This is a genomic window from Liquorilactobacillus aquaticus DSM 21051, from assembly GCF_001436755.1.
Taxonomy (GTDB): Bacteria; Bacillota; Bacilli; order Lactobacillales; family Lactobacillaceae; genus Liquorilactobacillus; species Liquorilactobacillus aquaticus.
Map to the genome: position 1 here is coordinate 176,347 of NZ_AYZD01000018.1, position 24,535 is coordinate 200,881.

Sequence of the window (24,535 nt, forward strand, 5' to 3'; positions counted from 1 at the left end):
ACTTTATTAATTTTACAATGAAAAAATAAAAAAATAAACTCTCTATAATAATATTCTTAACTAATTTTTTTCTTTAATCTCTCGCCCTGAATGAGCCGGCTTAGCAAATATCATTCTTCCTGCGTCTGTTTGAAGAGCACTTGTGACAATGACTTCTAACGGTTTATTAATATAATAACGCCCATCTTCTACTACTATCATAGTTCCATCATCAAGATACGCAACTCCTTGCTGACGTTCAGTTCCATTTTTTATAACCGTTACTGTCATCTTCTCGCCTGGGACAACACGAGGTTTCAAAGCTTTAGCTAATGCATTCACATTTAAAACTTGAACATTTTGAAATTCGCTGACTTTATTCAAGTTGTAATCGTTGGTCACAATGACTGCGTCAAGCAACTTAGCTAATTTAATTAATTTACTATCGACTTCCTGTATATCTTCAAAATCGCCTTCATACATCTCTACTGGAACTTTTTTTTCTTCCCGCAATTTATTCAAGATATCCAACCCACGCCGTCCGCGAACACGTTTGATACTATCAGCTGAATCTGCAATATATTGTAGTTCATATAATACAAAATTTGGAACCAACAGAGTGCCTTCTATAAACCCAGTTTTTACCAAATCATAAATTCTGCCATCTATCAAAATATTAGTATCAAGCAACTTTACTCTGTGGAAATTATCCCCAGCCTTTCGGTCGAGAACATTAGCATTAGTTTGCTGTTTTTCATTCTTACGTCGCGCAAATAAAATTTTTTTGAAATCACCAAGATGATTTTTGCCCACGATGAAACCTAAATAGCCTAAAATAACCATCAAAACTATCGGTATGATCGTATTTAAAATGAATAATTGCGAATGCGAGAATAATGTAGAGATCAATACCGCAATAATCAGCCCAACGATGACTGACATACTAGTAGAAATTATAATATCAGGACTTTGATGTACCAAACGATTTTCCATTCGCTGAATAAACTTCTCGAGTGGATCTGTAATAAACAGAGAAACTAAATACATTACTATTACCCCAATAATAATGTTAGTCACAAAATTATTTGCCCAAATATTTTCTTCTATCCCGACAGCAAGCCAGAAAAAAGGCATGAAGCTGTATCCAGCTCCAACCCCTAATATAGCTAGCACAATTTGTATCATTCTTTTTCGCATCGAATTTCTCCCTTCTTTGCTTACTTAAAAACGACCCGTAATGCTTCGCTTAAAGTAGCTACACCTACAACTTCTATCTGCTTAGGCGGTGTCCACCCTGTCAAATTATTTTTAGGCACAATCGCACGTTTAAAACCAAGTTTGGCGGCCTCTGCAACTCGCTGTTCCACACGATTGACGCGCCTTATCTCGCCAGTTAATCCCAATTCACCTATAAAACAATCAGATGGGTTCGTTTCAAGATCACGATAACTCGAGGCAATGCTAATTGCGACAGCAAGATCAATAGCAGGTTCATTTAACTTGACTCCACCAGCTGCTTTCAGATATGCATCCTGGTTTTGTAATAACAGCCCTGCTCTTTTTTCCAGCACAGCCATTATTAAGGAGACACGATTGTGATCTAAACCCGTTGTCGTTCTTTTGGCATTTCCGAATGCTGTTGGAGTTACTAAAGCTTGAACCTCAACTAAGATCGGACGAGTTCCTTCTAGTGAAACTACAATTGCAGATCCAGTTGCCCCACGTAAACGTTCTTCCAGAAAAATCTCAGATGGATTAGCAACCTCTGCTAGACCACCTTCCTTCATTTCAAAGATTCCTATCTCATTTGTGGAACCGAAACGATTCTTGACAGCACGTAAAATACGGTAAGTATGATGCAGATCACCTTCAAAATAAAGGACTGTATCAACCATATGCTCCAAGATTTTGGGACCAGCAATCGCTCCACCCTTAGTTACATGCCCAACTATAAAAATCGAAACACCATTTGTTTTTGCGATCTGTAATAATTCAGCTGTAACTTCTCTTATCTGTGAGACACTTCCAATTGCCGAAGCCATATCTGCCTCCTGCATAGTCTGGACGGAATCTATCACCACAAAATCAGGCTTCATCTTATCAATATATTGATGAATGCTTGCCATATCTGTCTCTGGATACAGATAAAACTGCTTGCCGCCAACCTTAAGTCGTTCAGCCCTTAACTTTATCTGCATCGCACTTTCTTCACCCGAAACATAAAGTACTTTGTTCCCAGTTGCTGCAAGTTGTCCCGATACTTGCAACAGCAATGTTGATTTCCCGATGCCGGGGTCGCCGCCAATCAGAACTAATGAACCGGGTACTACTCCTCCTCCCAGAACACGATTTAATTCATTAAGACGTGTCTTGACTCGTGGACTTTCTTCCGTGTTAACGTCATCTAATAACTGAGGCTTCACACGCGAGCCGTCGAAACTAACACGCGCAGCCTTTTTAGAAGTTTGTGGCTGTTCCAATTCTTCAGTCAAAGTATTCCAGGAACTACAATTTGGACAACGACCTAGATAACGTGGAGAAGAATAACCACAATTTTGACAAACATACTGTGTTTTTGCCTTTGCCAATCTCTGTCCTCCCTTCGATCACAACTTGCTTAAAAAAATAGTAGCACAAGTATTTACATAATTTAAAAGTAATGCGATTCTTTAAAAAATTTTATTTTCCAGATGACCCGAATCCACCTTCACGTTCCGCTAAGGGTTTGCTCTCAGCCTCTGCTAATAGAAATGGCATAAATATTCCTTGACCAATCCGTTCGCCTTTCTTAATAACAAGGTCTTTCACACCAAAATTTAAAAGCTGGAAAAAGATTTCCCCCTCGTTACTCTCATTATTATAATAATCAGCATCAACAATTCCTACACCGTTTGGTAAGATCAAGTTGCGTTTTAGTGGATTACTTGACCGGTTAGCCAGTAGAAGAAATTCATTAGGCTGCATATACGCTTTGACGCCTGTAGGAACCAAAAAAGGCTTTAATTCCCTTTGAGCTTTTATATAATCTTCAGAAGTTAAATCTTTTTGATGGAATCGATTCCAGATCACTTTAGCAAAGTTCATCTTCCAAATACTTGGCAGCGTGAAGTCCCTTGCCGCACAAAAATCGTATCCAGCAGCATTCCTCGTTGCCCTTCTTGGAAGAATAACCTCTTCTCCGACATATTTGCTAACTATTTCAAAGCCTCGTTTCACAATTATCACTCTCATTTCTCTGATTACTAACTTTAATTCTACCATCAAAACCGACCCAGATATACCGCAAACTATCGAATAATCAGGCGCTATGCTATAATTTAATAAAAAATGAGGTGATAGAAATGCGTTCTGAATGGACAAGCAATTCATTTAATTACTATATAGAAGAAATACCTGAACCATGTGCACACATTGGCTTCAAACTGATTAACAATGGACACACCTATGTAGTCGAACACACACTGGTTCCTCCTGAATATCAGGGACGCGGCTTGGCAGGCAAAATCACTAAGGACTTTCTACAGCAAATACGCCAGAAGAAAGCCAAAGTGTTACCACTTTGCCCCTTTACACGCAATTTTTTTGAGAAGCATTCCGAATATAACGATTTATTAGCTTCTCAAGATGGAGATGAGTCTAAATGAAAATGATGAGTCAAGATGAATTAAAAAAAATAGTTGGTGAAAAAGCCGTTGATTGGATCAAAGATGGTATGACGGTTGGTTTAGGGACAGGTTCCACCGTAAAATACATGGTTGAGGCACTCGCAAAACGCATTCAAAGTGAACATTTGAATATTACTGGAGTCGTGACATCTGATGCAACTGCAAAACAAGCTAGAGCCCTAAACATTCCGCTTAAGTCCGTTGATGACGTTGATATGATCGACCTGACTATTGATGGTGCAGACGAAATCAGCTCTGATTTTCAAGGTATTAAGGGCGGCGGTGCAGCTCTTTTATTTGAAAAAATCGTTGCTTCGAATTCACGCAAAAATCTTTGGATAGTCGATCAAAGTAAAATGTCTGAAAAATTAGGTAAATTTCCTCTGCCTGTCGAAGTAATTCCTTATGGCAGCAAAAAGTTATTTTCGAAATTTTCGAAAAAGGGCTATGCACCGACTTTTCGACACGATGATACTGGTCAGCTAAAGTACACTGATTCTAATAACTTGATAATTGATCTGCATCTGAAAGAAATTACCCATCCACATGATTTAGCTGCTTATTTAGCTGAACAAGTCGGTGTTGTCGAGCACGGTCTCTTCTTAGATTTAGTTAACACAGTTATTGTTGGCTATCCTGACGGTCCCAAAGTTTTGGAAGCCCGCTAAGCTTACGCGTAGCATTAAAACAATTCGGTTTACGCATAATCTTATTTAGCATATAATAATACTATTATTGTTAAAAAGGAGAGTGACTCTGTTGACTAAAGCTATCGATACAACTCAGTTAACTAAATTTAAAAATTCATTAAAGAATCGTCCAAATCATGAAGTAATCGAGCGTGCTGTAACTAAAAATGGTATTTTGGCTACTTCTGCGGATTATCGTTCTGAAGTTAAAATGGATCCGGTTTTCTCAATTGATTTAGATACGGGAGATGTAGCTAATCAAAAACAATCAGGTCGTTGCTGGATGTTTGCCGCTCTAAATACAATGCGTCATGATATAAAAAACAAGTTCAAGGTTCCAAAAGATTTTGAACTTTCTCAAAATTATACGTATTTCTGGGATAAACTCGAAAAAGCAAATTATTTCTATGAAAATGTCCTTAAAACCGCAGACTTGCCGACTTCTGATCGTAAAGTCAGTTGGTTGATGACCACACCTCAACAAGATGGTGGGCAATGGGATATGATCGTAGCTATCATTCAAAAATATGGAGTTGTTCCACAATCAGCAATGCCTGAGACCTATAATTCTTCAAAATCAAACGAATTTAACAGCACTTTTAATTTAAAGCTACGTAAAGATGCTGTTAAACTTCGTCAGCTGGTTGCAAAACATGCTTCTGACGTACAGATTGAAGCGGAAAAAAATAAAATGCTTGATGATGCTTATCGGATGTTGGCTTATAGTTTTGGTGAACCACCAGTTAAATTTGATTTTGCTTATCGTGATGCAGAAAAAGCTTATCATCTTGATCGTAACTTAACTCCTCAGACCTTCTTTGAAAAATATGTTGGGTGGAATCTTGATGATTATGTTTCAATAATCAACGGACCAACTCAAGATAAGCCTTACAACCACATGTATACTGTTGATATGCTCGGAAATGTCGTCTCTGGTAGGCAGATACGTCATTTGAATGTCGATATGAAAACATTCCGACAGGTTGCTGTTGATCAGCTCAAAGCTGGTGAAAGTGTCTGGTTTGGTTGTGATGTCGGCCAAGAATCAGATCGTCAAAAAGGTATTATGGACACCAAGCTCTATCATAAAGATGAGTTGTTTGATGTTGATCTAGGTATGTCTAAAGCTGAACGACTTGACTATGGTGAAAGTTTAATGACACATGCGATGGTTCTCACTGGCGTTGACTTAGTTGACAATCAACCAACAAAATGGAAAGTTGAAAATTCATGGGGAAAGAAAGTTGGTACTAATGGTTTCTTCGTGATGAGCAATGATTGGATGAATGAATTCTGTTATCAAGTCGTTGTAAATAAAAAGTATCTTCCTACTGCCTTGCAGGATGTCTTGAAAGAAGAACCAAAAGTCCTTTCTCCATGGGATCCAATGGGATCATTAGCTTAAAAGTTTGACTTTAGACAATAAATTTGCTTGTAAAATAGGCTCAGCCGCTGGTTGGATTGAAAACAATCAGCGGCTGAGCCTTTTATATAGAGCGTTAATTATTTAAAACTCTTCAACTGCTTAATCATAAAAAAAAATCGAAACAAATCTACTGAACCTAGTTTTGATTTTGTTATAAATACTTCAATCATACACTTGCAGTTAAAAATATATGATCTGTGTTTCCCGATCATCATTCTGAACTATAAAGTTCTTTTACTCGTAACTCTCAGTTTATGATCTAGTTCATAAACTATTGGAACGGCATTCTCAACTTCTACTCCATCAATTTTTTCATCACTAATTTCTTCAATATACTTGATCAGTGCTCGCAATGTGCTACCGTGCGCAACAACTAGTTGATTTTCCCCATGAAGCAGCTGTGGAGCAATATTATCCAGCCAATAGGGTATAATCCGTTCAGAGGCCATTTTCAAACTTTCACCTAGCGGGAGTATATCATTTGAGTATCTATCATAACGGCGATCATAATCTGGATGATCCATTAATGGTGGGATCGCATCATAACTCCGGCGCCACAAAGCCACTTGATGTTTTCCATATATTTGACGCGATAAATCCTTGTTGATACCTCGCAAAGCTCCATAATGACGCTCATTCAAACGCCAATTTTTTCGAATTGGAACAGCTGTCTGACTTATCGTCGACAGCACTATGTTGGCTGTTTTAATTGCACGCACTAAAAATGATGTATGAACAGTTGAAAAAAATATTTTTTCTTTTTTAAGGAGTTCTCCAGCTTTCTTTGCCTCTTTCGCACCTTCTTCAGTCAGCAATGAATCTGTCCACCCAGTATAAGTATTAGTCTGATTAGCCTGACTTTGCCCATGACGCAGTAATACTAATTTAACCAATTCGCTCGCCCTTCCTTTTTATTAAGGTTTACCCCATATCATACCAAATTTTGAACCAGCATAAAAGCTACATCCATTTATACTAAGTTATTATAAAAAACAGCTCTCATAATTCGAAAGCTGTCCAAAATTATTATTTAATTAACATTATTTAACGCGCTACTTCAAACGTCCTGCAAAAGATGGTGTGAAAGTTGAGATGCTTCCAACTTTAACATTTTGCCCTGTCTGAGGAGCATGAACATACTGACCGCCACCAATATAGATAGCTACGTGATAGCTGCTTCCCTTTGAACCCCAGAAAAGCAAGTCCCCCGGCTGTGCCTGCGAAACAGATTCATAAGAGACATAGCCCTCTTGTGCAGCCGTATTATGAGGTAAAGATACTCCAAATTTGCCGTAGACATAAGCAGTTAATCCTGAACAATCCATTCCCGAGAGCGATGCACCACCCCAAACATATGGAATACCCATTCTTGTCAAGGACAAAGCAGCAGAAACTGCTGATCCTGTATCTACACTAGAAGAACTTGGTACACTAGAAGAGGTTGAACTGCTACTAGAAGCTGCGTTATTAGCCTCACTGTTGGTGCTATTGTTAACACTAGTCGTAGTTTTGTTATTATTATTGTTGTTCGATAAATTAGTTACATTTGCCGCTTTGTTACCACTGGAAGAAGCAGCCACAACATTCGTTAGATTTTCTGTTTTATTCGTAACATCGGTCGCAGCTTTATTAGCAGTTGCCAAAGCTTTAACAGCAACTGTTGAGTCTTTAGTTGTCTTAACAGTGGTGGCTGCCTTTTTAGCTGCTGCTAAAGCATTTTCTGCTTTTTTCTTATCGGCATCTTCTTTTGCTTTCTTAACTTGCAGCTCCGTTTTTTGAACTGCTAAGTCAGCCATATCTGACTGTAATTTTGTATTAACTTTCTTTTGCTGAGTTGCAGCAAGATCTATGCTTTCTTTATCGGCAGCAACTTTTAATTTATCTTTCTTTTGATCTGATAGTGTTTGATTGTTGGCATGAACCATGGTTGCGACTGTAGTGACACGATCTACAGCATCACTAAGGCTATTTGAATCAGTTACAAATTGGATAACAGAACTTGTGTCATTAAGTTGCGCTGAACGTGCTTGCTTAGCCAAGTGTGCTTTACGCGCATCGATATTTTTGTTCAAAGACTGGATTTCTTGAGCATCAACAGTCTGCTTTTCTTGAAGCTTCGATATTTTTTTTTGACCATCCGAGATCAAAGATTGTGTTTGATCAATCTTTTGATTCACATCACTTATTTTACTAGACGTATCTGAAGCTGAAACCCCCGTTTTTAAACCGAAAATAACTAACGCTGTTACCATTGCAGTTGTAACCCTTACCAAATTATTTTTCCCCATGAACTTCACACCTCTACCGATCATTAATATTATTAACATTTCCTTAAGTAACCACGCTTATAATATTATCATTAAGCGGGGAGTCACAGCATTACATTATATTTACAAAATACCCTTATAATTGCTTTTTTTACTCCTAATATTACATTTATGTTTCTAAAGTTACAAAGTCGATCTTTTACCGTCATTGCTGACTATATGTGACCCTCTTTTCTTATATTACTCGTTAATATTAATTAAATATTACTTATGTAACCTTAAAGTAAACTATAGTTATGTTGTGAGCATATATTTTATTCATTTTTCAAATTTAGACATAGCATGCCTCTTTTCGAAAAATAAGTTATCCACAAAATAAAAAAGCGCTCTTCATAAAAAGCTGAACAAAATAACAGTTCAGTATTATGGAGAGTGCTTCTGCAGTCTATAACTGCTCTAAAAAACAAAAAAGCCTAATTGACTAATTCTATTAAGACCTTGGCGCAGCATCAATGTTTTCTTCTTTAACTTTATTACCGATAAAGGTAACAACAGAGCCAATTAAAATAACAACGATTCCAATAATCGTTAATATTGATATTTTTTCCCCAATTAAAAGAGCAGCTAAAATTGGAGCAAGACCTGGTTTAATGAAAAACACAAGGGAAGCAGTTGAAACATTTGATCTTTCCATCGCCAGAAAATAAAACGCAAAACCACCGCCAGTGACACATACACCTAAATAAAAAAGCATTGGAAGAGATGAAAACGTAATATTTTGAATTATAGGCAGGTCTTTAAAACTCGATAATGAGCTGCTTTTCCCTAACCAACGTGCAATTGCAGGGATATGTGTCAGCCAAGAAATAATCAACAGTTCAGCTGTTCCTGCGATAAAAGTATAGCAAGTCATAACAATTCCATTTAAACCGCGCTTGGTAGATCCATAACGTGAAACAATTGAATAAAAGCCAAAGGTAACAGCAGATAAAAGTGCTAAAATAATTCCAACAGGCCGTGATAAGTGGGCAGGATCAATAATAATTAGTAAACCAATAATTGAAATGACTACGGCCAGCAGATTAGCTCGTCCAAGGCGTTCATGCAAAATCAAAAAAGCAAAGATCAATGCAAAAACTGGATTGCAACTAAATAGCACTGCAACAGTTGAAGCCTTGGTTGAAACTACAGCAAGCTGGAACAATGACATACTGACAATGACACATAAAAAGCCTGTGATTAAAAACAAAATCCAATCTTGTTTTGTTAATGCTCGTTTGCTTTGTTTAAGAGACTTATTAGCAATCGGCAGTAGAACTAGGCTTCCTATAAAAAAACGAATCAAATTCAATTGAATAGGATTAAAAGTTGCCCCCGCCACTTTTAATGCGATCTCCATTGAACTGAACATTAATGTTGATATCAAAACATAAATTATCGTCCTTTTCACAACTGATACTCCCTATCCTATATTTTGTGTTATAACCATTAAAATTGGCACTACAATCAATGAAATTAACGTAGTTTCAGTAACCATCACAGCAGCATAATCCGAATCGGCATTATATAGATTAGCAACAACGGGTGCGTTAGTCATCACTGGCATTGCTGATTGTAAAATAAAGACCTGCTTCATTATCAACGGCATATCCGCGGGAATGACCAATAGGGACATTAATAAAGGTGCACAGATAAAACGCCCCAACAAAATTAGTACATTATCCTTTCTCAAGGCCAATTTATTTAATCCTGCATGCGAAACTGAAATACCGATAAAAATCATTGATAATGGAATGGTTAAGCTACCAATATAATCCAAATCAGAATTAACGAAATCGGGTAATTCAATTCCTAACAACACAAAGATAACACCTACGATAAATCCTAATAATGGGGGGGAAAATATTTTTCCAAGTGTTTTCTTTAAATCAAACTTTATTTCCTGCCCGCCGTCACGTTGAATAAGATATGTGCCCAGCGTCCAAAAAATTGTCGTATTCGCCATATAATAAATCAATACATATGGAATACTTTCACTCCCGAAAAGAGCCTGATTAATCGGCAGGCCTACAAAAACTGTATTTGAATTAAAAAACATTGATGAAAATAGTCCAGCGTGACTATCCCGTATCTTACAAATACGCACAAGTGCAAAAGCAATTGCCATTAAAATCATCATGGATACGACAGGAAAACGCAAATCTGGTATCATTTTTGCTAAATCCTCTGCAGAAAACTTACTCATTATTGTTGAAACCATATAACAAGGCAATGAAATTTGGGTAACGATTCTTGCAATCAATTTAGTTGATTTTTCATCAAACCACTTTCGCTCTGCCAAAACATATCCAAGAATAATCATGACTAAAATAATTAAAACCCCAGATATACTATGTTCAAAAACTTGCATAGCTTCACTTCTCTTTCTCACTATTCATATATTAAACATTCATAAGTATATCACAATTTTGTAACACTAATTGAAAGACTATCCAAAAACAACGGTTTTTGATTGAGGTTAAAATGTTAATTATTTAATTTACTATTAAACATCTTTTTTACTATCCAAATTTTAACATTAAGTAGTATAATTCATACATAATGTCGAATTTAAGGAGTTTTTTATGAATAATAATGATAAAAGTTCTGAAGAACTGATTGACACTCCGCTACGCAGAAACAATGGTTCTTCACATCGAAAGAAAAGCCCGCGGGGAAAACGACGTCTCATATGTACTATCTTGCTAAGTTTAATTCTCATTCTCTTCTATGGGGCAGCTTTCTACACTTATAATATGTTGGGTGTTGCAAAAGAAACAATCAATAAAACTTTTAAACAAACAAATGTGAAAAAGTCACGTAATGTCTCTCAGGTTTTAAAAGATAAAAAACCATTTTCTGTTCTTCTACTGGGAACAGATACCGGAGATCTAGGTCGAAGTGATAAGGGACGTACCGATACGATTATAATCGCAACAGTAAATCCGCAAACAAAACGTGCTACCTTGACCAGTATCCCAAGAGATACGCAGGTCAAAATCAGTGGTAGTGAAAATGCATATGACAAAATAAATTCTGCATATACTATCGGTGGTACAGCTGCTGCTGTTAAGACTGTTCAGAACACACTACATGTCCCAATTGACTTTTATCTATTAGTCAATATGGGTGGTCTACGCAAAGTCGTTGATGCTTTAGGCGGAGTCACAGTTACACCACAACTGACCTTCAAGTACAGTTACGCTAATGTAGTCAAGGGAAAAACTGTTAAATTGAACGGACAAGAAGCACTAGCCTATTCACGCATGCGCTATAGTGATCCGGAAGGCGATTACGGAAGACAGAAGCGCCAAAAACAAATTATTACGGCCATAGCAAATAAGGCTGCTTCCACTGCTTCTCTTGCTAACTACAAAAAGATATTATCAACAATTGAAGATAATATGCAGACAGATATGACTTACGATGACATGCTTACGATCGAAACAAATTATAAATCTGCAGCAAATTCAATCAAATCTTATGTTCTACAAGGTACAGATGCAACACTTAATGGTCTTTCATACCAAGTTGTTTCAGCCAAAGAAAAGAAAAAGATTTCCAACAAAATTCGAAATGAGTTAAATTTAAAACCGTCCACCAAGACATTTTATGGACAAATAGGTGAAACCTATTCGAGTGAAAGTTCAGACTCAAACGATAGTTCGTATTCTTCTGGAAACACATATTCGACAAATGATTACAGCTCGTCTTATTCTAATAGTGGCACCTACGATTCTGATTCTACTTATTCGACCCCTACCTACTCGAACGGCTATTAGATCGGCAAAACTTTTTAAACTCTATCCATAGAAACTTAATTGATCTAACTTGAGAGACTATTTTAAATGCTGTCTCAAGTTAGATTTTTTATTTCAACAGAAAATAAATTCAAATTATCCCTAATTTATCAAGTCCAGCTTCAAAAGCACATGTTTAGAAAAATTTTCCTATGATTCGTGGTCTCATTCAATTATGCAAAGCAACTTTAAAACTACATTGATATATTAAAAAGCTCACAGCTGCATGATTTAATGTATAATATGCTTTGTGAATAATCGTTGTTTTTCCTAAAAACCACGATTAGATGCTTAATATCAAATTAAAAAGGGGCGTTCTTCTTGAAAATAGTTTTAGCAAGTGATCACGCAGGTGTTGAATTAAAAAAGGAAATCATTGATTCTTTAAAAGCGATGGGGCATGAAGTTAAAGATCTCGGGCCTTACTCTGCCGATCCAGTTGATTTATCCGATTATGTATATCCAGCAGCTTTGTCCGTAGCCAAAAAGGAAGCTGACAGAGGAATTTTTATCGATGGTGTTGGTTATGGCAGCGCAATGATTGCAAACCGAGTCTACGGAATTGATGCCGTTGTATGTCAAGATCCATTTTGTGCAAAACTTGCTCGTCAACATAATGACAGCAATGTTCTATGTTTAGGCGGCAAAATAATCGGCCCTGCAATCGCGTTAGAAATTGTTAAAGTCTGGATGACGACTGACTTTTTGGCTCAAGAAAAATATATTCGCCGCGTCAAAAAAGTTAAAGCAATCACCGACAAGCATCTTAAAAAATTAGATGAACTTAACTAGCAGACTGTTTGAAAAAATTTGATGGCATGAATTAGCTGTTTTTTTACATGAAAATATCGCATAAAAATAAGTGGGTGGATCAAAAGTTATATTTTGCTCCATCCGCTTATTTTAGCGTTGTATTAATATTTTAATAATCAAATTTGAGTAGGAACCGTGTAAAAAGCAATTTTTAATCTACCCTCAAATAACTAACGATTTTATTGTCCTGAGTTACTCTTACTTACAAGTATATTTAAACCTGGATATATCCAGCAAAATACTCCCATAAGCCAACCCCGCCCCAAATCCAGTAAGCAAAATAAGGCCTTGTTGTCTTTTTTGCCTGAGTACCTCATCCAAACTTATTGGAATTCCAGCTGACGATGTATTCCCATTCGTTTCAATATTGGTTGCAAACTTTTCCAACGGAAGTTCCAATTGCGCAGCAATTTTTTCAATCAAACGTAAATTTGCCTGATGTGGAATAATTAGATCCAAATCTTGGGGAATTAAGGAATTCTCTTCCAAGAGAGTTTCGATATGCTCGGGGATAACTGCATTAACAAAATCAAAAACAGCATGTCCATCCTGATAAAAGGCATCAATACTTGGATAATTTTCAGCCGCAATTTCTCTTAGTGGGGATATCCTGCCACTGTGAATCACTTCAGCATCGGCCTGTGTCTTCAATTTTTCAGCTACAAACATATCATCTTCAGGATTGTCAGCCCCTTCAATAATCACACCGCCTGCACCATCCCCAAAAAAAACAGCTGAAGTTCGATCTTTGAAATCCATCATTTTTGAATTAGTTTCAGCTGCAATCACCAAAGCTCTTTTGTAGCTGCCATTACGTATAAATTTTTCAGCTGTACTCAAGGCAAAAACAAAACCCGCGCATGCTGCGCTAATGTCAAATGAGAAGGCTTTGTCAGCACCAATTTTTTGTTGTACTCTAGCAGCAGTTGAAGGAGTTAATGAATCAGGTGTGATTGTCGCTACAATAATCAAATCAAGTTCTGATGAACTTAATCCAGCCTCTTTTAATGCTCGTTTAGCAACTTTAACACACATGTCAGATGTGTTTTCACCAAGTGCAAAATGCCGGGTTTTAATTCCTGTATGCGCCTGAATCCACTTGTCTGATGTTTCCATGACTTGACTCAAATCCTCGTTAGTAACAACGTGTTTTGGAACATAATGCGCACTTGCCATTATTTTTACTGCTTTACTCACTAGCTGACTCACCTCTTGCCCTTCATGAAAAATGAACTTCCTGTTAGTAATATTTTTAATTTTCAAGCAACTTTTTTTGTAAATATACAATAAAGGGATGGAACAAAACCAAAGTTTTGTCCCACCCCCTTATCATTTGCTCAATGCGGGTAAATGGATTCGAACCATCACGGGCTATAACGCCCACCAGATCCTTAGTCTGACGCGTCTGCCAATTCCGCCATACCCGCAACAACAGAATTTATTATAACAAAACATAATATAGCAAGCAAGACTTTATTTACTTTTTCTAATCAAAATCAAATTTCCTAAGCACTTAGAACATACATAACGCTTTGTATTGACTCTTCGACGGCGAAAGTACTGCTGGCCGCATTTTGAACAACAATAACACAAATTTCTCTCTTCTTCAGCTGAACGTGGAGCATACCGTGAACCACCAACTTGCCGCAATAATTTTTTGAATTCGCTGTCTCTGTGCAGATATCCTTTCCCAGTTAAATGCAAATGATAATGGCATAGCTCGTGCTTTATAACTCCAATAAGCGTATCAAGATCATGTTCCGACAACATCCTAGGATTAATTTCAATATTATGATCGGTCAACAAGTATCGTCCACCAGTTGTCCTTAGGCGCTGGTTAAAAAAAGCGTGATGTTTGAAATCTCGCTTGAATGCACTTCGCGAAACTTTTCTGACCAATTCTTGCAGCTGATCATCGGTCATTTTTCAAACCCTTCTTCAGGAGCAATCATTGTCAATTGAATACGATGGCGATCAAGTTCGACCTTCTCAATCCAAACCGTAACGATATCCCCGATAGAGACAACTTCATGCGGATTGCTTATAAACTTGTTTGTTAGTTTGGAAATATGAACTAAACCGTCTTGTTTAACACCGATATCTACAAATGCTCCAAAGTCGACCACATTACGGACAGTTCCTTGCAACTTCATGCCCTTATTTAAGTCTTCCATTTTCAAAACATCTTGTCGCAAAAGCGGTGCAGGAAGTTCTTCGCGTACGTCCCTGCCTGGTTTTTGCAGGCTCTTTAAAATGTCAGCGACAGTTTCTCGACCAGCCTGTAACTTTTCAGCCAAAACAACATTATCCTGCTCAGAAAATTTTTTGATACTCTCTTTTTTACCAATGTCCGTTATTTTTATTGCCAAGTAATCTAATATTTTATGCGTCAAAGTATAACTTTCGGGATGAATATCCGTATTATCCAAAATATTGCTGCCATTAACAATACGAAGAAAACCAGCAGCTTGTTTATAAGCTTTGGGACCTAAACGCTCAATTTTTTTCAATTCAGCTCTTTTTCTAAACATTCCATTTTCATTCCGATACTTTACAATGTTAGCAGCAGTCACAGCGTTCAAACCTGCAATATGCTGCAACAATTGGACACTTGCAGTATTTAAATCCACTCCTACCTGATTAACAGCCGTTTCAATAACATCAACTAGACGTTTTTTTAATTTATTTTGTGGCAAATCGTGTTGGTACTGGCCCACTCCAATTGCTTGCGGATCAATTTTTATTAACTCTGCTAGAGGGTCTTGCAACCGACGAGCTATACTGACAGCTGATCGCTCTTCAACATTAAAATCTGGAAATTCAGTGCGTGCTATTTTGCTTGCCGAATAGACAGAAGCACCCGCCTCACTTACAATTACATAATAGATTTGCCGCGAAAAGCACTTAATTATTTCTGAAACAAATTGTTCCGATTCGCGGCTGGCAGTTCCATTCCCGATTGCAATAACTTCAACTTGGTACTTTTCAAGCAGCTTTTTAAATTCAGAACCAGCTTTATTTTTCTGGACATTCGAAACATCTTCACCCTTTTTACGTGAATGGGGGTAGATCACCTGTTTTGCAATAAATTTACCAGTTTGATCAACGATCGCTAATTTGCATCCCGTACGGTATGCGGGATCGAAGCCTAGTGTAACTTTCCCTTTAAGTGGTGCTTGCATCAAAAGATGATATAAATTGTCTCCAAAAACTTCAATAGCATGCTCGTGCGCTTTTTCGGTTAAAGAATTACGCACTTCACGCTCAATAGCAGGTTTTAACAATCGCTTAAAGCCATCAGTATATGCTTCCACTATTAAATCAACTGCCGGTCCTTTGTGCTGCATGATCAACTGTGAATGCAGATATTGTAAAATGTATTCTTCGTTAACTTCAAGTTTATTCGATAAAACACCTATTTTTTCACCACGGTCAAGTGCCAAGACGCGATAGGTTGGTATTTTGCTTAACGGTTCCTTAAAATTATAATAATCTCGGAAAACCTTATCAGGATCCTTTTCGGCACTTTTGACTTTAGTCGACAAAGTACCGCTTCTTTTGAACACTCTTCGAATATATGCCCTGAAAATAGCATTCTCACTAATTGCCTCTGCGATGATATCTTGGGCTCCTGAAATGACATCCTTAACGTTTAAAACATTGTGTTCTGGGGCTACGAAAGTAAGTGCCTTTTTAGTTATTCCAGCCTGTGGAAAAGTTAAGATCCAGTCCGCAAAAGCTGTTAACCCAGCCTCCTTCGCGGCTGTTGCTCTTGTTTTGCGTTTCTTTTTAAAGGGAAGATATAAATCCTCGATAGTTTGCAAAATCGTCGCTCTTTTTATTTGTTGCTGCAATTCATCTGTCATCTTGCCTTGTTCAGAAATAGCAGCCATGACTTTCTTTTTGTAACTATCCAGTTTCTCATTAGCTTGATAAGCACTTTGTATATCACGAAGCACAACTTCATCCATACTTCCAGTTCGTTCTTTACGGTAACGTGCAATAAACGGAACTGTGTCACCTGCTTGTAAAAGTTCCAAAGCTGCATGAACGTATTTATAAGCCAAGTTTACCTTCTGAGCAACTCTTTTTTCAATCTCAATATTCATTGTGCCTTATCTCCTATTTGGGCTCAGCAAAACAATAGCGCTGATTAGTTAATGCTCATTATACTAAAAAATACCCGCCCATTATAACATATCACAGGCGAGTACAATCAAAAATGCATTGCTAGAAAACGAACTTATCATTTTATTTCCAAAAACTATCAAAAACAGTGATCGGCAAATGGCGCTTGTGCTGTGTACACAAATACCAAGATTCAATCTTGGCTGCTGCTTTATCCTCAATTTTCTGACCTTCAAGATAATTGTCGATATCATCGTAAGTTACACCCAAGGCAACTTCATCTGGCAGAGCGGGGCGATTATCTTCCAAGTCAGCAGTGGGTGTTTTCTCATACAAATGTTCTGGAGCATTGAGAACTTCCAGCATTGAACGCCCCTGCCGTTTATCTAAACGCCAAATAGGTGTGATATCAGCTCCACCATCGCCAAATTTTGTATAAAATCCCGTTAAGGCTTCAGCCGCATGATCAGTTCCAACAACTGCTCCCTTCACAGCGCTGGCAATCCCATACTGAGCAATCATTCTTTGGCGCGCTTTGATATTACCCTTATTGAAATCACTAACCTTAACGCCGTTCTCTTCAACACTGGCAACTGTTGCATCAGTTGCGGATTTGATGTTGACTCTTGCAGTCTCATCAGCCTGCATAAATTCAATCGCATCCATTGCATCTTGTTCATCTTCCTGATTACCATAAGGTAAGCGAACAGCAACAAACTTATATGCATCATCTTTTGTTTCATCCCGCAACTCACTAATAGCCATTTGACACAATTTCCCTGTAAGTGTTGAATCTTGTCCACCTGAAATTCCTAAAACAAGAGCTTTAAGAAAAGTATTCTTTTTTAAGTAGTTCTTCAAAAAATCAACACTACGCCTAATCTCTTGCTGTGGATCAATCGTTGGGCTTACTCTTAAATCTGCAATAATTCTCTGTTGTAACTGTCGCATCTTAATTCACTCCTCATTAAAAATGATGTAATATCATCTGTCATCAATATATTTTACGCTTTTTTGCCAATGTTTTCACGGATTTCTTTTATGATTTTCATTTTATTGTCAAAACATTCTTGCGACAGGTCAACTGGGTAATCCTGTGGGTTAAGATCACGTTTATATTCTTCCCATAAACTTTCCAACCGTTCATGTGCATATCGTTTAATTTTAGCCAAAGTCGGAGCTTGATATAGCAGCTTACCTTCCTTGAAAATATCCTGCAGCAGAGGACGAGCCTTAAAATCAGTTACATTTTTATTGATATAGACGTATTGCGGGTGGAACATATACAATGACTCCTCTTTGCGGGGATCTTCATTCCACAAAGCAATATAATCACCTTCTGATTTGCCATCTTCTTTCTTAGTAATGCGCCAAACCTGTTTTTTTCCAGGTGTCGAAACTTTCTCAGCATTGCTTGAAAGTTTGATGGTGTCCTCCAATTTGCCGTCTTTATTCTCAATTGCCACCATTTTATAGACAGCTCCCAAGGCCGGTTGATCAAATGCCGTAATAAGTTTAGTTCCTACGCCCCACACATCAATTTTGGCTCCTTGCATTTTCAAATTAGTAATTGTTTTCTCATCAAGATCATTCGATGCATAAATTTTTGCATCTGGGAATCCAGCCTCATCAAGCTGTTCACGTACCCTTTTAGAAATGTAGGCCATATCGCCAGAATCTATTCTTACACCCAAAAAATTGATTTGCTCTCCAAATTCACGAGCAATCTTAATTGCATTCGGAACTCCACTACGCAAAGTGTCATATGTATCAACAAGAAAAACACAGTCCTTATGTGTCGTTGCATATGCCTTAAAGGCTGCATAATCACTGCGGTAAGCTTGCACAAGCGCATGTGCATGTGTTCCACTAGTAGGAATGCCGAAGATCTTGCTTGCACGCACATTACTTGTCGCATCAAACCCACCAATGTATGCCGCCCTTGTCCCCCAGATTGCAGCATCAAATTCCTGTGCTCGCCTTGTACCAAATTCCATAATAGCATCATTGTGGACAACCGATCGAATCCTCGCAGCTTTCGTTGCAATTAAGGTTTGATAATTGATAATATTCAAAATTGCGGTTTCTACTAGTTGGCAGTCTGCCAAAGGTCCTTCAACTTGCAAAATCGGTTCATTATTGAAAACAACTTCTCCTTCAATCGCTGAGCGAATAGTTGCAGTAAAGCTAAAGTTGCGTAAATACTTAAGAAATTCTTTGGAAAAATTCCCTGTACTTTCCAGATAGTCTAGATCAGATTGAGAAAAATGCAATTTTGAAATATATTCAATTACTCGTTCAAGACCTGCAAAAATTGCGTAGCCGTTTTTGAAAGGAAGCTTTCTAAAATATACTTCAAAAACTGCCTTTTTTTGATCAATTCCCTGCAACCAATATGTTTGTATCATATTCAACTGATACTCATCCGTATGTAGTGCATAACTATCATCTGGGTAATTCGTTAACATTTTTATTCTCCTTCTCAGCGGTCAGCTGAGCTACTTATTATATGTGCACCATGCGTATTATCCGATTTTACACTATTGCACTATTTTATCACTTTTTCATAACTCCGTCATTTTTTCTGTTATACTGTATGTAATCTTTTGAAAGTGGGTTAGGTGGTTATGTCACAATTATTTTCGCATGTAGATGTTCTTGGCACTAGTTTTACAAAAATAACCAATCAGGAGCTGCTGGAACAACTTGAAAAAGACAGCAATGCACACAAAAATCGCTTTGTCGTGACCGCAAATCCAGAGATTGTCTTGTTTGCCCGTCAAAACAAAGAATATGCTTCCGTTTTAAATACTGCTGATTATACAACAGCAGACGGTATCGGAATAGTCAAAGGCGCCAGAATTTTAGGCCGACCTCTTCCAGAACGTGTAACTGGCTATGATACACTTCTTTCACTTCTAAAATTTGCAAATAAAAAAAGTAAACGAGTCTACTTTTTAGGAGCCAAACCATCCGTAATTACTAAAATAATTGTCAAAATTCGTCAAGACTATCCACAATTAATAATTGCAGGTTATCATGATGGATATTTCAAAAACGAGTCAACTATCGTTCAAGAGATTCAACAGTCTTCTCCAGATTTTGTCTTTGTTGCGTTAGGCTTCCCAAAACAAGAACTTTTCATCGCTCATCATCGTAACAGTTCACAAGCTATTTGGATGGGAGTTGGTGGCAGTTTTGATGTTTTAGCCGGCGTCGCAAAACGTGCACCGCTATTTTGGCAAAAGCACCATATAGAATGGCTCTACCGTCTTTTTCAAGAGCCTAGTCGCTTTGGCAGAATGCTTGCTTTACCAAAATATCTGCTGCTAATCTTTCATGCTAAATTTAAGCATAACAAATAAGAGCTTAAGAATCAGTGGTTTGGCGTATGCCTTTAAACCCTGTCTTAAGCTTTTTTAGTGATCGACCTTTTATTTTTCCAAATAAAATTCGAACCGTTCTCCAACATATTGTGTCCTGACATATTCGAACGGTTGCCCATTAGACAAATTTGTTATTTGACGTAATCGCAAAATAGCATCTCCGCGCCTAACCTCTAAATAATCTGCTATTTTTTCTGAAGCAAGCATTGCTGATACTGTCTGCTCTGCATGACCAATAGCATATCCATTCTCTTCAAGAACACGGTACAATGAGCTCGTCACTTGTTCTTTATTATATTTTTTTACCAAAGCTTGCGGAACAGTGGCAACTTCAAAACAAATAGGTGTCTCATCAGCATAACGAATCCTTTCCATTCGTAAAACTGGTTCTTTTTCGTTCAATTGCAATTTTTCCATCTCGCTCAATGATGGTGTAGCTATATGATAAGAAATTGTTTTGCTTGAAGGTATCTTCCCCTGCGCCTTTGTTAATTCAGTAAAACTTGTTACACCTGACATTTTTTCTTGAACTTTTTGCCGAGCGACATAGGTCCCTGATCCTACATGCCGCTCTAAAATTCCCTCCTCAACAAGTGTTTGAACAGCTTGACGCAAGGTCATTCGGCTTACACCGAAATTAACAGCTAGCTCGCGTTCAGAAGGTATTCGATCACCGATCTGCCATTTTCCGGACTCAATCGAGCGTTTAATATCATTATGAATTTGAATATATATAGGTGATGCCACTTTCTTTCCCCCATCTATAAAATTAATTTTGATAGCGTTTTCCTATGCTGTAAGTCGCAACTAGCTGCATATCATCACCTAACACATTTAAATCAGCATCTTTACCAATAGTAAGAGACCCCTTATTATTCAAAGAGAATTCACGTGCTTGATTAACTGAAGACATCATCACAGCTTCTTCTATTCCGCATCCAGTAAATTTCATAATATTTCTAAAAGCATCTTGGTACTTCAGCACAGATCCAGCTAAATTTCCTGTTTCCAAACGAGCCTGTTTATCTTTGACAATTACTTTTTGTCCACCTAACTCAGACACTCCTTCAGGCATCCCCTTAGCTCTCATTGAATCAGTCACAAGTTCCATCCTCTCAGGTCCCTTCAACTTATAAGCTAAGTGAAGCATATCTGGACTTACATGGAATCCGTCTGCAATCACCTCACAATAAATATTATCTTCTAGTAAGGCATGACCGGTTACTCCCGATTCACGATGTTTGAATTCCCGCTGTGCATTATACAAATGGGTTACATGACTTGCCTTAGAAAATCGCATTTCCTCATTTTTTGCATTACTGTGTCCAATGGATGGAATTATATTGTGTTCCAAGCAATAGTTTTCAAAAGCAGGAGCCGTTTTATATTCAGGCGCATAAGTTACCAATTTTATCAGATGTCCCGATAGCTCATTCCACTTATCAAACAATTCAATATTCGGAGCTTGAATATATTCCTCTGGCTGAGCTCCCTTAAAAACAGCTGAGATAAAAGGTCCCTCTAAATGGATTCCCTGAATGATTGGATTATGTTCTGCAGCCTTTTTTATTCCGCTCATTGCTTTAGCAATTGCGGCAGGAGATTGCGTCATAGTTGTCGCAAAGTAGCTTGTTATTCCTTCATGAATCATATTATTAACCATTTCGTCAATTTGAACAGGATCACCATCCATCGAGTCGAAGCCATATCCTCCATGACTATGGACGTCGATAAATCCCGGTATAATTATCTTATCCGTTGCATCAAAAACAATATCATCAGAAGTCGCCTTATATTCACTTAATGGCCCGATCGCTTCAATTTTTTTATCAAAGCGAATATATCCATCCACTATTTTTTCATTACCAGTATATATCGTTCCATGTTTTAAAACAGTTTTCATATTTGCCTGACCCCTAGTCATATAATTCTTATTTTCCTTGATCTTTTGCAATTGTCGCATCGACTGCTTTGACAATTGATGTCATAAAACCAGCTTCTTCCATAGCCAACAAACCAGCAACGGTTGTTCCACCTGGAGATGACACATCATCAACTAATTCCCATGGTGTCCGTGGATCAGTTAGTACCTTTTTAGCGCTCCCCATTACAGCCTGCGCAGCAATTTCAGTTGCTTGCTTTTTTGATAAACCGTACTTCACACCCGCTCTGGACAGGGCATCAATAAAGAAATAAACAAAAGCCGGCGAGCTTCCACTCAAGGCTACAAACGTACTGAAATCTTTTTCCGAAATATTACTTGTTTTTCCCAATGCGTTAAAAAGATTTTCGCAAAAATCATAATGTTCTTCCGTCATACACTCATTTTTAGCTAATGCAGTCATTCCTTCATTAATTTCAACGTTAACGTTTGGCATTATTCGGAGTAATTCTACATTATCGTTATCTAATTCTTGCTGTATTTCAGTAAGCGAAACACCGCTGACCATTGAAACAATTACTTTGTTCTGTTTCTTTAGTTTATCCCTTACCTCTGCAAGCACTTTGCCTAGAACCAATGGCTTAACCGCAAGAAAAATAATATCTGCCTTCTTAATTACTTCATTATTGCTATCAACTGGTACAAGATTCTTTTCTTGCGCATAAACAGCGTAACTTTCTCGACGTGCACTGTGAATAAAAATATCCGAACTGCTAACTTTATTGACCTTCAACCATCCATTAATAATTGCTTGTGCCATATGTCCAGCACCAATAAAACCTATTTTCACTAATATATCCTCCGCGTTATTCAATTTTTAAAATGATATATACCAATATATTGAATGTACCTTTTGCTTTACAAAAAGTCAATTTAAAACTTTTGTGCAAACAAAAAAGCGTCACCTAAAGTGACGTTTTGAAAATGACAATTATAAACTATTGGGCTAGCTGGGCTCGGTATTTTCTCTAAGATATAAAATAGAAACACTGATATACCAATTAATAGAGACTTTGTGATTTGATAAATAGCATTCCATGCAACATCTATGCAACATGAATATAATAGGCGGTAAGTAATCTTATCCTGCTATTGCAGGTTTTTTTATTGCAAAAAAATAAAGACTATTTCAATTGAGAAATAGTCTATACTTTGTACCATGCTCGTTAAGAAAGTTTACTACTTGAAATCCCCCAATGCAACACCGTTTTCACGTACCGCAATATAATGGTGGTATCCTGCATAATTTACGTAGCTAATATAGATATAGTTGCCACGTCTGTACCAGCCGTCATACTTCACAGATTCGCCAGGATAGTATGTTGCTCCGGTAGGTTTTACTCCTGGATAAGCAAACACTCTCAAGGCTGTTTTAGCTGTGAATGTGCCGTTCTCGCGGTTAATTGTATATCCGTCATCATTAAATGTTCCAGAAACTAGTGTAGTCGAAGTTTTAGGTACATCGTAATTTTGAACATCCTGAGCTAAGGCCCACCCAATTGCTGTATTGCCTTTATATAGTAAAACGGCTTGGTTGGAACGTGACAGCACAATCTTTTTAGTGTCTTTAATCGTATATGTCTGTCCTTTTGCACTTGGATTAATCCCAACTCTTGGTACATACCAATCTACGGCTGATTGTTTCAAGGTAACTGTTTGGCCTACAGTAAATCCATCGTGTCGATCATCATTGTTCAGCTTTTTATTGATAACCTTAGCTGTATTACCAAACCAATACGAAACCGGATGTTTATCAGTCATAACAAGCGAACTATCAAGACTTAAACCTAAAGCAAGACTAGGTTGATCATCTCTGTGTTGCCATAAGTCATAATTTTGAGGTTGAGGCAAATTAGACTGATACGCTGCTAGCCAGAAACCGTCAAATTGATTTAATACTGCTTGTCCTGCGTAAATATCAGAAAATTTGCGATAGCTATAAAATATTATTTTTTTGTTAGTGAGTGATCGCATTTCACTTAACCATGCTTTTACTGCATCTTGTGAAGATCCGTGTATCACACAAGGCTCTTCATAATCAAGCGCATAGAACTTAGCATTTTTGTCTGACCTATTATAGAAATCTTTAGCTTCCTGTCTCGCATCGGACGCTGAGACAAATCTAGCATATGCGTATTCTCCGTATGGAACACCAACTTTATCTGCAAGCTGTGTGTAGTTATTCACCTGCTTATCAATATAGTTAGAGCCATATTGCCTTCTGAATAGCAAGCCTGATACTTCGCTCTTAACGTTTTGAAACTGTTGTTCTGTCTTTGGGCCTTGCCATTCTGACATATCATAGACTGGCAAAGTATCAGCAGAAACTAATTTTATTGTAAACAAAAGAGTAGCCACGGTTGCAGCTACCCCAAGTAGTAACTTTTTAATTTTCAAAGGA

Annotated in this window: 22 protein-coding genes and 1 tRNA gene; 6 read left to right on the plus strand and 17 right to left on the minus strand. The window is 37.5% G+C overall.

From position 1 onward, the window contains the following. Positions 1 to 60 precede the first annotated feature (60 nt). The 3 genes from FC19_RS07550 to FC19_RS07560 form a co-directional block, all read right to left on the minus strand. Positions 61 to 1,176 (minus strand): PIN/TRAM domain-containing protein, encoded by a 1,116-nt coding sequence (locus tag FC19_RS07550; RefSeq protein WP_057876377.1) that lies wholly within the window; start codon positions 1,174 to 1,176, stop codon positions 61 to 63. A 20-nt stretch (positions 1,177 to 1,196) separates the two neighbouring features. Beyond that, positions 1,197 to 2,567, minus strand: a complete 1,371-nt coding sequence (gene radA / locus FC19_RS07555) for a DNA repair protein RadA (RefSeq protein WP_057876378.1) — start codon at positions 2,565 to 2,567, stop codon at positions 1,197 to 1,199. 91 nt (positions 2,568 to 2,658) lie between these two features. Beyond that, entirely contained in the window at positions 2,659 to 3,195 is a 537-nt protein-coding gene (locus FC19_RS07560; RefSeq protein WP_057876436.1) for a dCTP deaminase/dUTPase family protein, read from the minus strand. Positions 3,196 to 3,320: 125 nt separating this feature from the next. On the opposite strand from FC19_RS07560, the gene FC19_RS07565 reads away from it, so the two are divergent. From FC19_RS07565 to FC19_RS07575, 3 genes are all read left to right on the plus strand, one after another. After that, complete coding sequence (locus FC19_RS07565; protein WP_057876379.1) at positions 3,321 to 3,623, plus strand: GNAT family N-acetyltransferase; 303 nt, start codon at positions 3,321 to 3,323, stop codon at positions 3,621 to 3,623. Positions 3,624 to 3,628: 5 nt separating this feature from the next. Further along, entirely contained in the window at positions 3,629 to 4,312 is a 684-nt protein-coding gene (rpiA, locus tag FC19_RS07570; protein WP_057876437.1) for a ribose-5-phosphate isomerase RpiA, read from the plus strand. Between the two features lie 91 nt (positions 4,313 to 4,403). Beyond that, entirely contained in the window at positions 4,404 to 5,738 is a 1,335-nt protein-coding gene (locus FC19_RS07575; RefSeq protein WP_057876380.1) for a C1 family peptidase, read from the plus strand. Positions 5,739 to 5,980: 242 nt separating this feature from the next. Here the strand turns inward: FC19_RS07575 and FC19_RS07580 are convergent, their stop codons facing one another. From FC19_RS07580 to FC19_RS07595, 4 genes are all read right to left on the minus strand, one after another. Then, entirely contained in the window at positions 5,981 to 6,652 is a 672-nt protein-coding gene (locus FC19_RS07580) for a 2,3-bisphosphoglycerate-dependent phosphoglycerate mutase (protein ID WP_057876381.1), read from the minus strand. Between the two features lie 159 nt (positions 6,653 to 6,811). Next, positions 6,812 to 8,047 carry a C40 family peptidase gene (locus tag FC19_RS07585; protein ID WP_057876382.1) on the minus strand — a complete coding sequence of 412 codons (1,236 nt, stop codon included), beginning with the start codon at positions 8,045 to 8,047 and terminating at the stop codon, positions 6,812 to 6,814. Between the two features lie 469 nt (positions 8,048 to 8,516). Next, on the minus strand, positions 8,517 to 9,425 hold the full coding sequence (locus tag FC19_RS07590; protein WP_420805500.1) for a DMT family transporter: 909 nt from the start codon (positions 9,423 to 9,425) through the stop codon (positions 8,517 to 8,519). Positions 9,426 to 9,488: 63 nt separating this feature from the next. Further along, positions 9,489 to 10,436, minus strand: a complete 948-nt coding sequence (locus tag FC19_RS07595; protein ID WP_057876384.1) for an AEC family transporter — start codon at positions 10,434 to 10,436, stop codon at positions 9,489 to 9,491. A 214-nt stretch (positions 10,437 to 10,650) separates the two neighbouring features. On the opposite strand from FC19_RS07595, the gene FC19_RS07600 reads away from it, so the two are divergent. After that, complete coding sequence (locus FC19_RS07600; RefSeq protein WP_057876385.1) at positions 10,651 to 11,847, plus strand: LCP family protein; 1,197 nt, start codon at positions 10,651 to 10,653, stop codon at positions 11,845 to 11,847. 339 nt (positions 11,848 to 12,186) lie between these two features. Then, positions 12,187 to 12,657 carry an RpiB/LacA/LacB family sugar-phosphate isomerase gene (locus tag FC19_RS07605; RefSeq protein WP_057876386.1) on the plus strand — a complete coding sequence of 157 codons (471 nt, stop codon included), beginning with the start codon at positions 12,187 to 12,189 and terminating at the stop codon, positions 12,655 to 12,657. Between the two features lie 219 nt (positions 12,658 to 12,876). Here FC19_RS07605 and FC19_RS07610 read toward each other — a convergent pair whose 3' ends face one another. The 6 genes from FC19_RS07610 to FC19_RS07635 all read right to left on the minus strand — a co-directional run bounded on the left by FC19_RS07610 (position 12,877) and on the right by FC19_RS07635 (position 19,274). Further along, positions 12,877 to 13,875, minus strand: a complete 999-nt coding sequence (locus FC19_RS07610; protein ID WP_235809345.1) for a beta-ketoacyl-ACP synthase III — start codon at positions 13,873 to 13,875, stop codon at positions 12,877 to 12,879. A 144-nt stretch (positions 13,876 to 14,019) separates the two neighbouring features. Next, positions 14,020 to 14,105 (minus strand) — tRNA-Leu (locus FC19_RS07615). 46 nt (positions 14,106 to 14,151) lie between these two features. Continuing rightward, positions 14,152 to 14,601 carry a SprT family protein gene (locus tag FC19_RS07620; RefSeq protein ID WP_057876387.1) on the minus strand — a complete coding sequence of 150 codons (450 nt, stop codon included), beginning with the start codon at positions 14,599 to 14,601 and terminating at the stop codon, positions 14,152 to 14,154. Then, positions 14,598 to 16,787, minus strand: coding sequence for a Tex family protein (locus tag FC19_RS07625; RefSeq protein ID WP_057876388.1), 2,190 nt, complete (start codon positions 16,785 to 16,787; stop codon positions 14,598 to 14,600). Before FC19_RS07625 ends, FC19_RS07620 begins: the two co-directional genes overlap by 4 nt. A 142-nt stretch (positions 16,788 to 16,929) precedes the next feature. Next, the gene (gene nadE, locus FC19_RS07630; protein WP_057876389.1) at positions 16,930 to 17,757 is read right to left on the minus strand and encodes an ammonia-dependent NAD(+) synthetase; all 828 of its coding nucleotides are present in this window, start codon (positions 17,755 to 17,757) and stop codon (positions 16,930 to 16,932) included. 53 nt (positions 17,758 to 17,810) lie between these two features. After that, on the minus strand, positions 17,811 to 19,274 hold the full coding sequence (locus FC19_RS07635) for a nicotinate phosphoribosyltransferase (protein WP_057876390.1): 1,464 nt from the start codon (positions 19,272 to 19,274) through the stop codon (positions 17,811 to 17,813). A 159-nt stretch (positions 19,275 to 19,433) separates the two neighbouring features. Here FC19_RS07635 and FC19_RS07640 point away from each other — a divergent pair, with 159 nt between their 5' ends. Then, positions 19,434 to 20,171: a WecB/TagA/CpsF family glycosyltransferase gene (locus tag FC19_RS07640; protein ID WP_057876391.1), complete on the plus strand. Its 738-nt coding sequence runs from the start codon at positions 19,434 to 19,436 to the stop codon at positions 20,169 to 20,171. Positions 20,172 to 20,240: 69 nt separating this feature from the next. Here the strand turns inward: FC19_RS07640 and FC19_RS07645 are convergent, their stop codons facing one another. From FC19_RS07645 to FC19_RS07660, 4 genes are all read right to left on the minus strand, one after another. Further along, on the minus strand, positions 20,241 to 20,939 hold the full coding sequence (locus tag FC19_RS07645) for a GntR family transcriptional regulator (RefSeq protein ID WP_057876392.1): 699 nt from the start codon (positions 20,937 to 20,939) through the stop codon (positions 20,241 to 20,243). A 22-nt stretch (positions 20,940 to 20,961) separates the two neighbouring features. Beyond that, a complete protein-coding gene (gene nagA, locus FC19_RS07650) occupies positions 20,962 to 22,095 on the minus strand; it encodes an N-acetylglucosamine-6-phosphate deacetylase (protein WP_057876393.1) in 1,134 nt (377 codons plus the stop codon). A gap of 28 nt (positions 22,096 to 22,123) precedes the next feature. Next, a complete protein-coding gene (gene proC, locus FC19_RS07655; RefSeq protein ID WP_057876394.1) occupies positions 22,124 to 22,924 on the minus strand; it encodes a pyrroline-5-carboxylate reductase in 801 nt (266 codons plus the stop codon). Positions 22,925 to 23,313: 389 nt separating this feature from the next. Further along, the gene (locus FC19_RS07660; protein ID WP_057876395.1) at positions 23,314 to 24,531 is read right to left on the minus strand and encodes a GH25 family lysozyme; all 1,218 of its coding nucleotides are present in this window, start codon (positions 24,529 to 24,531) and stop codon (positions 23,314 to 23,316) included. Positions 24,532 to 24,535: the final 4 nt, after the last annotated feature.

Coding starts and splice junctions, on each gene's coding strand:
- FC19_RS07550 (WP_057876377.1), bottom strand. CDS start 1,176: ATGCGAAAAAGAATGATACAAATTGTGCTAGCTATATTAGGGGTTGGA.
- FC19_RS07565 (WP_057876379.1), top strand. CDS start 3,321: ATGCGTTCTGAATGGACAAGCAATTCATTTAATTACTATATAGAAGAA.
- rpiA (WP_057876437.1), top strand. CDS start 3,629: ATGAGTCAAGATGAATTAAAAAAAATAGTTGGTGAAAAAGCCGTTGAT.
- FC19_RS07585 (WP_057876382.1), bottom strand. CDS start 8,047: ATGGGGAAAAATAATTTGGTAAGGGTTACAACTGCAATGGTAACAGCG.
- FC19_RS07590 (WP_420805500.1), bottom strand. CDS start 9,425: ATGGAGATCGCATTAAAAGTGGCGGGGGCAACTTTTAATCCTATTCAA.
- FC19_RS07595 (WP_057876384.1), bottom strand. CDS start 10,436: ATGCAAGTTTTTGAACATAGTATATCTGGGGTTTTAATTATTTTAGTC.
- FC19_RS07600 (WP_057876385.1), top strand. CDS start 10,651: ATGAATAATAATGATAAAAGTTCTGAAGAACTGATTGACACTCCGCTA.
- FC19_RS07620 (WP_057876387.1), bottom strand. CDS start 14,601: ATGACCGATGATCAGCTGCAAGAATTGGTCAGAAAAGTTTCGCGAAGT.
- FC19_RS07625 (WP_057876388.1), bottom strand. CDS start 16,787: ATGAATATTGAGATTGAAAAAAGAGTTGCTCAGAAGGTAAACTTGGCT.
- nadE (WP_057876389.1), bottom strand. CDS start 17,757: ATGCGACAGTTACAACAGAGAATTATTGCAGATTTAAGAGTAAGCCCA.
- FC19_RS07635 (WP_057876390.1), bottom strand. CDS start 19,274: ATGTTAACGAATTACCCAGATGATAGTTATGCACTACATACGGATGAG.
- FC19_RS07640 (WP_057876391.1), top strand. CDS start 19,434: ATGTCACAATTATTTTCGCATGTAGATGTTCTTGGCACTAGTTTTACA.
- nagA (WP_057876393.1), bottom strand. CDS start 22,095: ATGAAAACTGTTTTAAAACATGGAACGATATATACTGGTAATGAAAAA.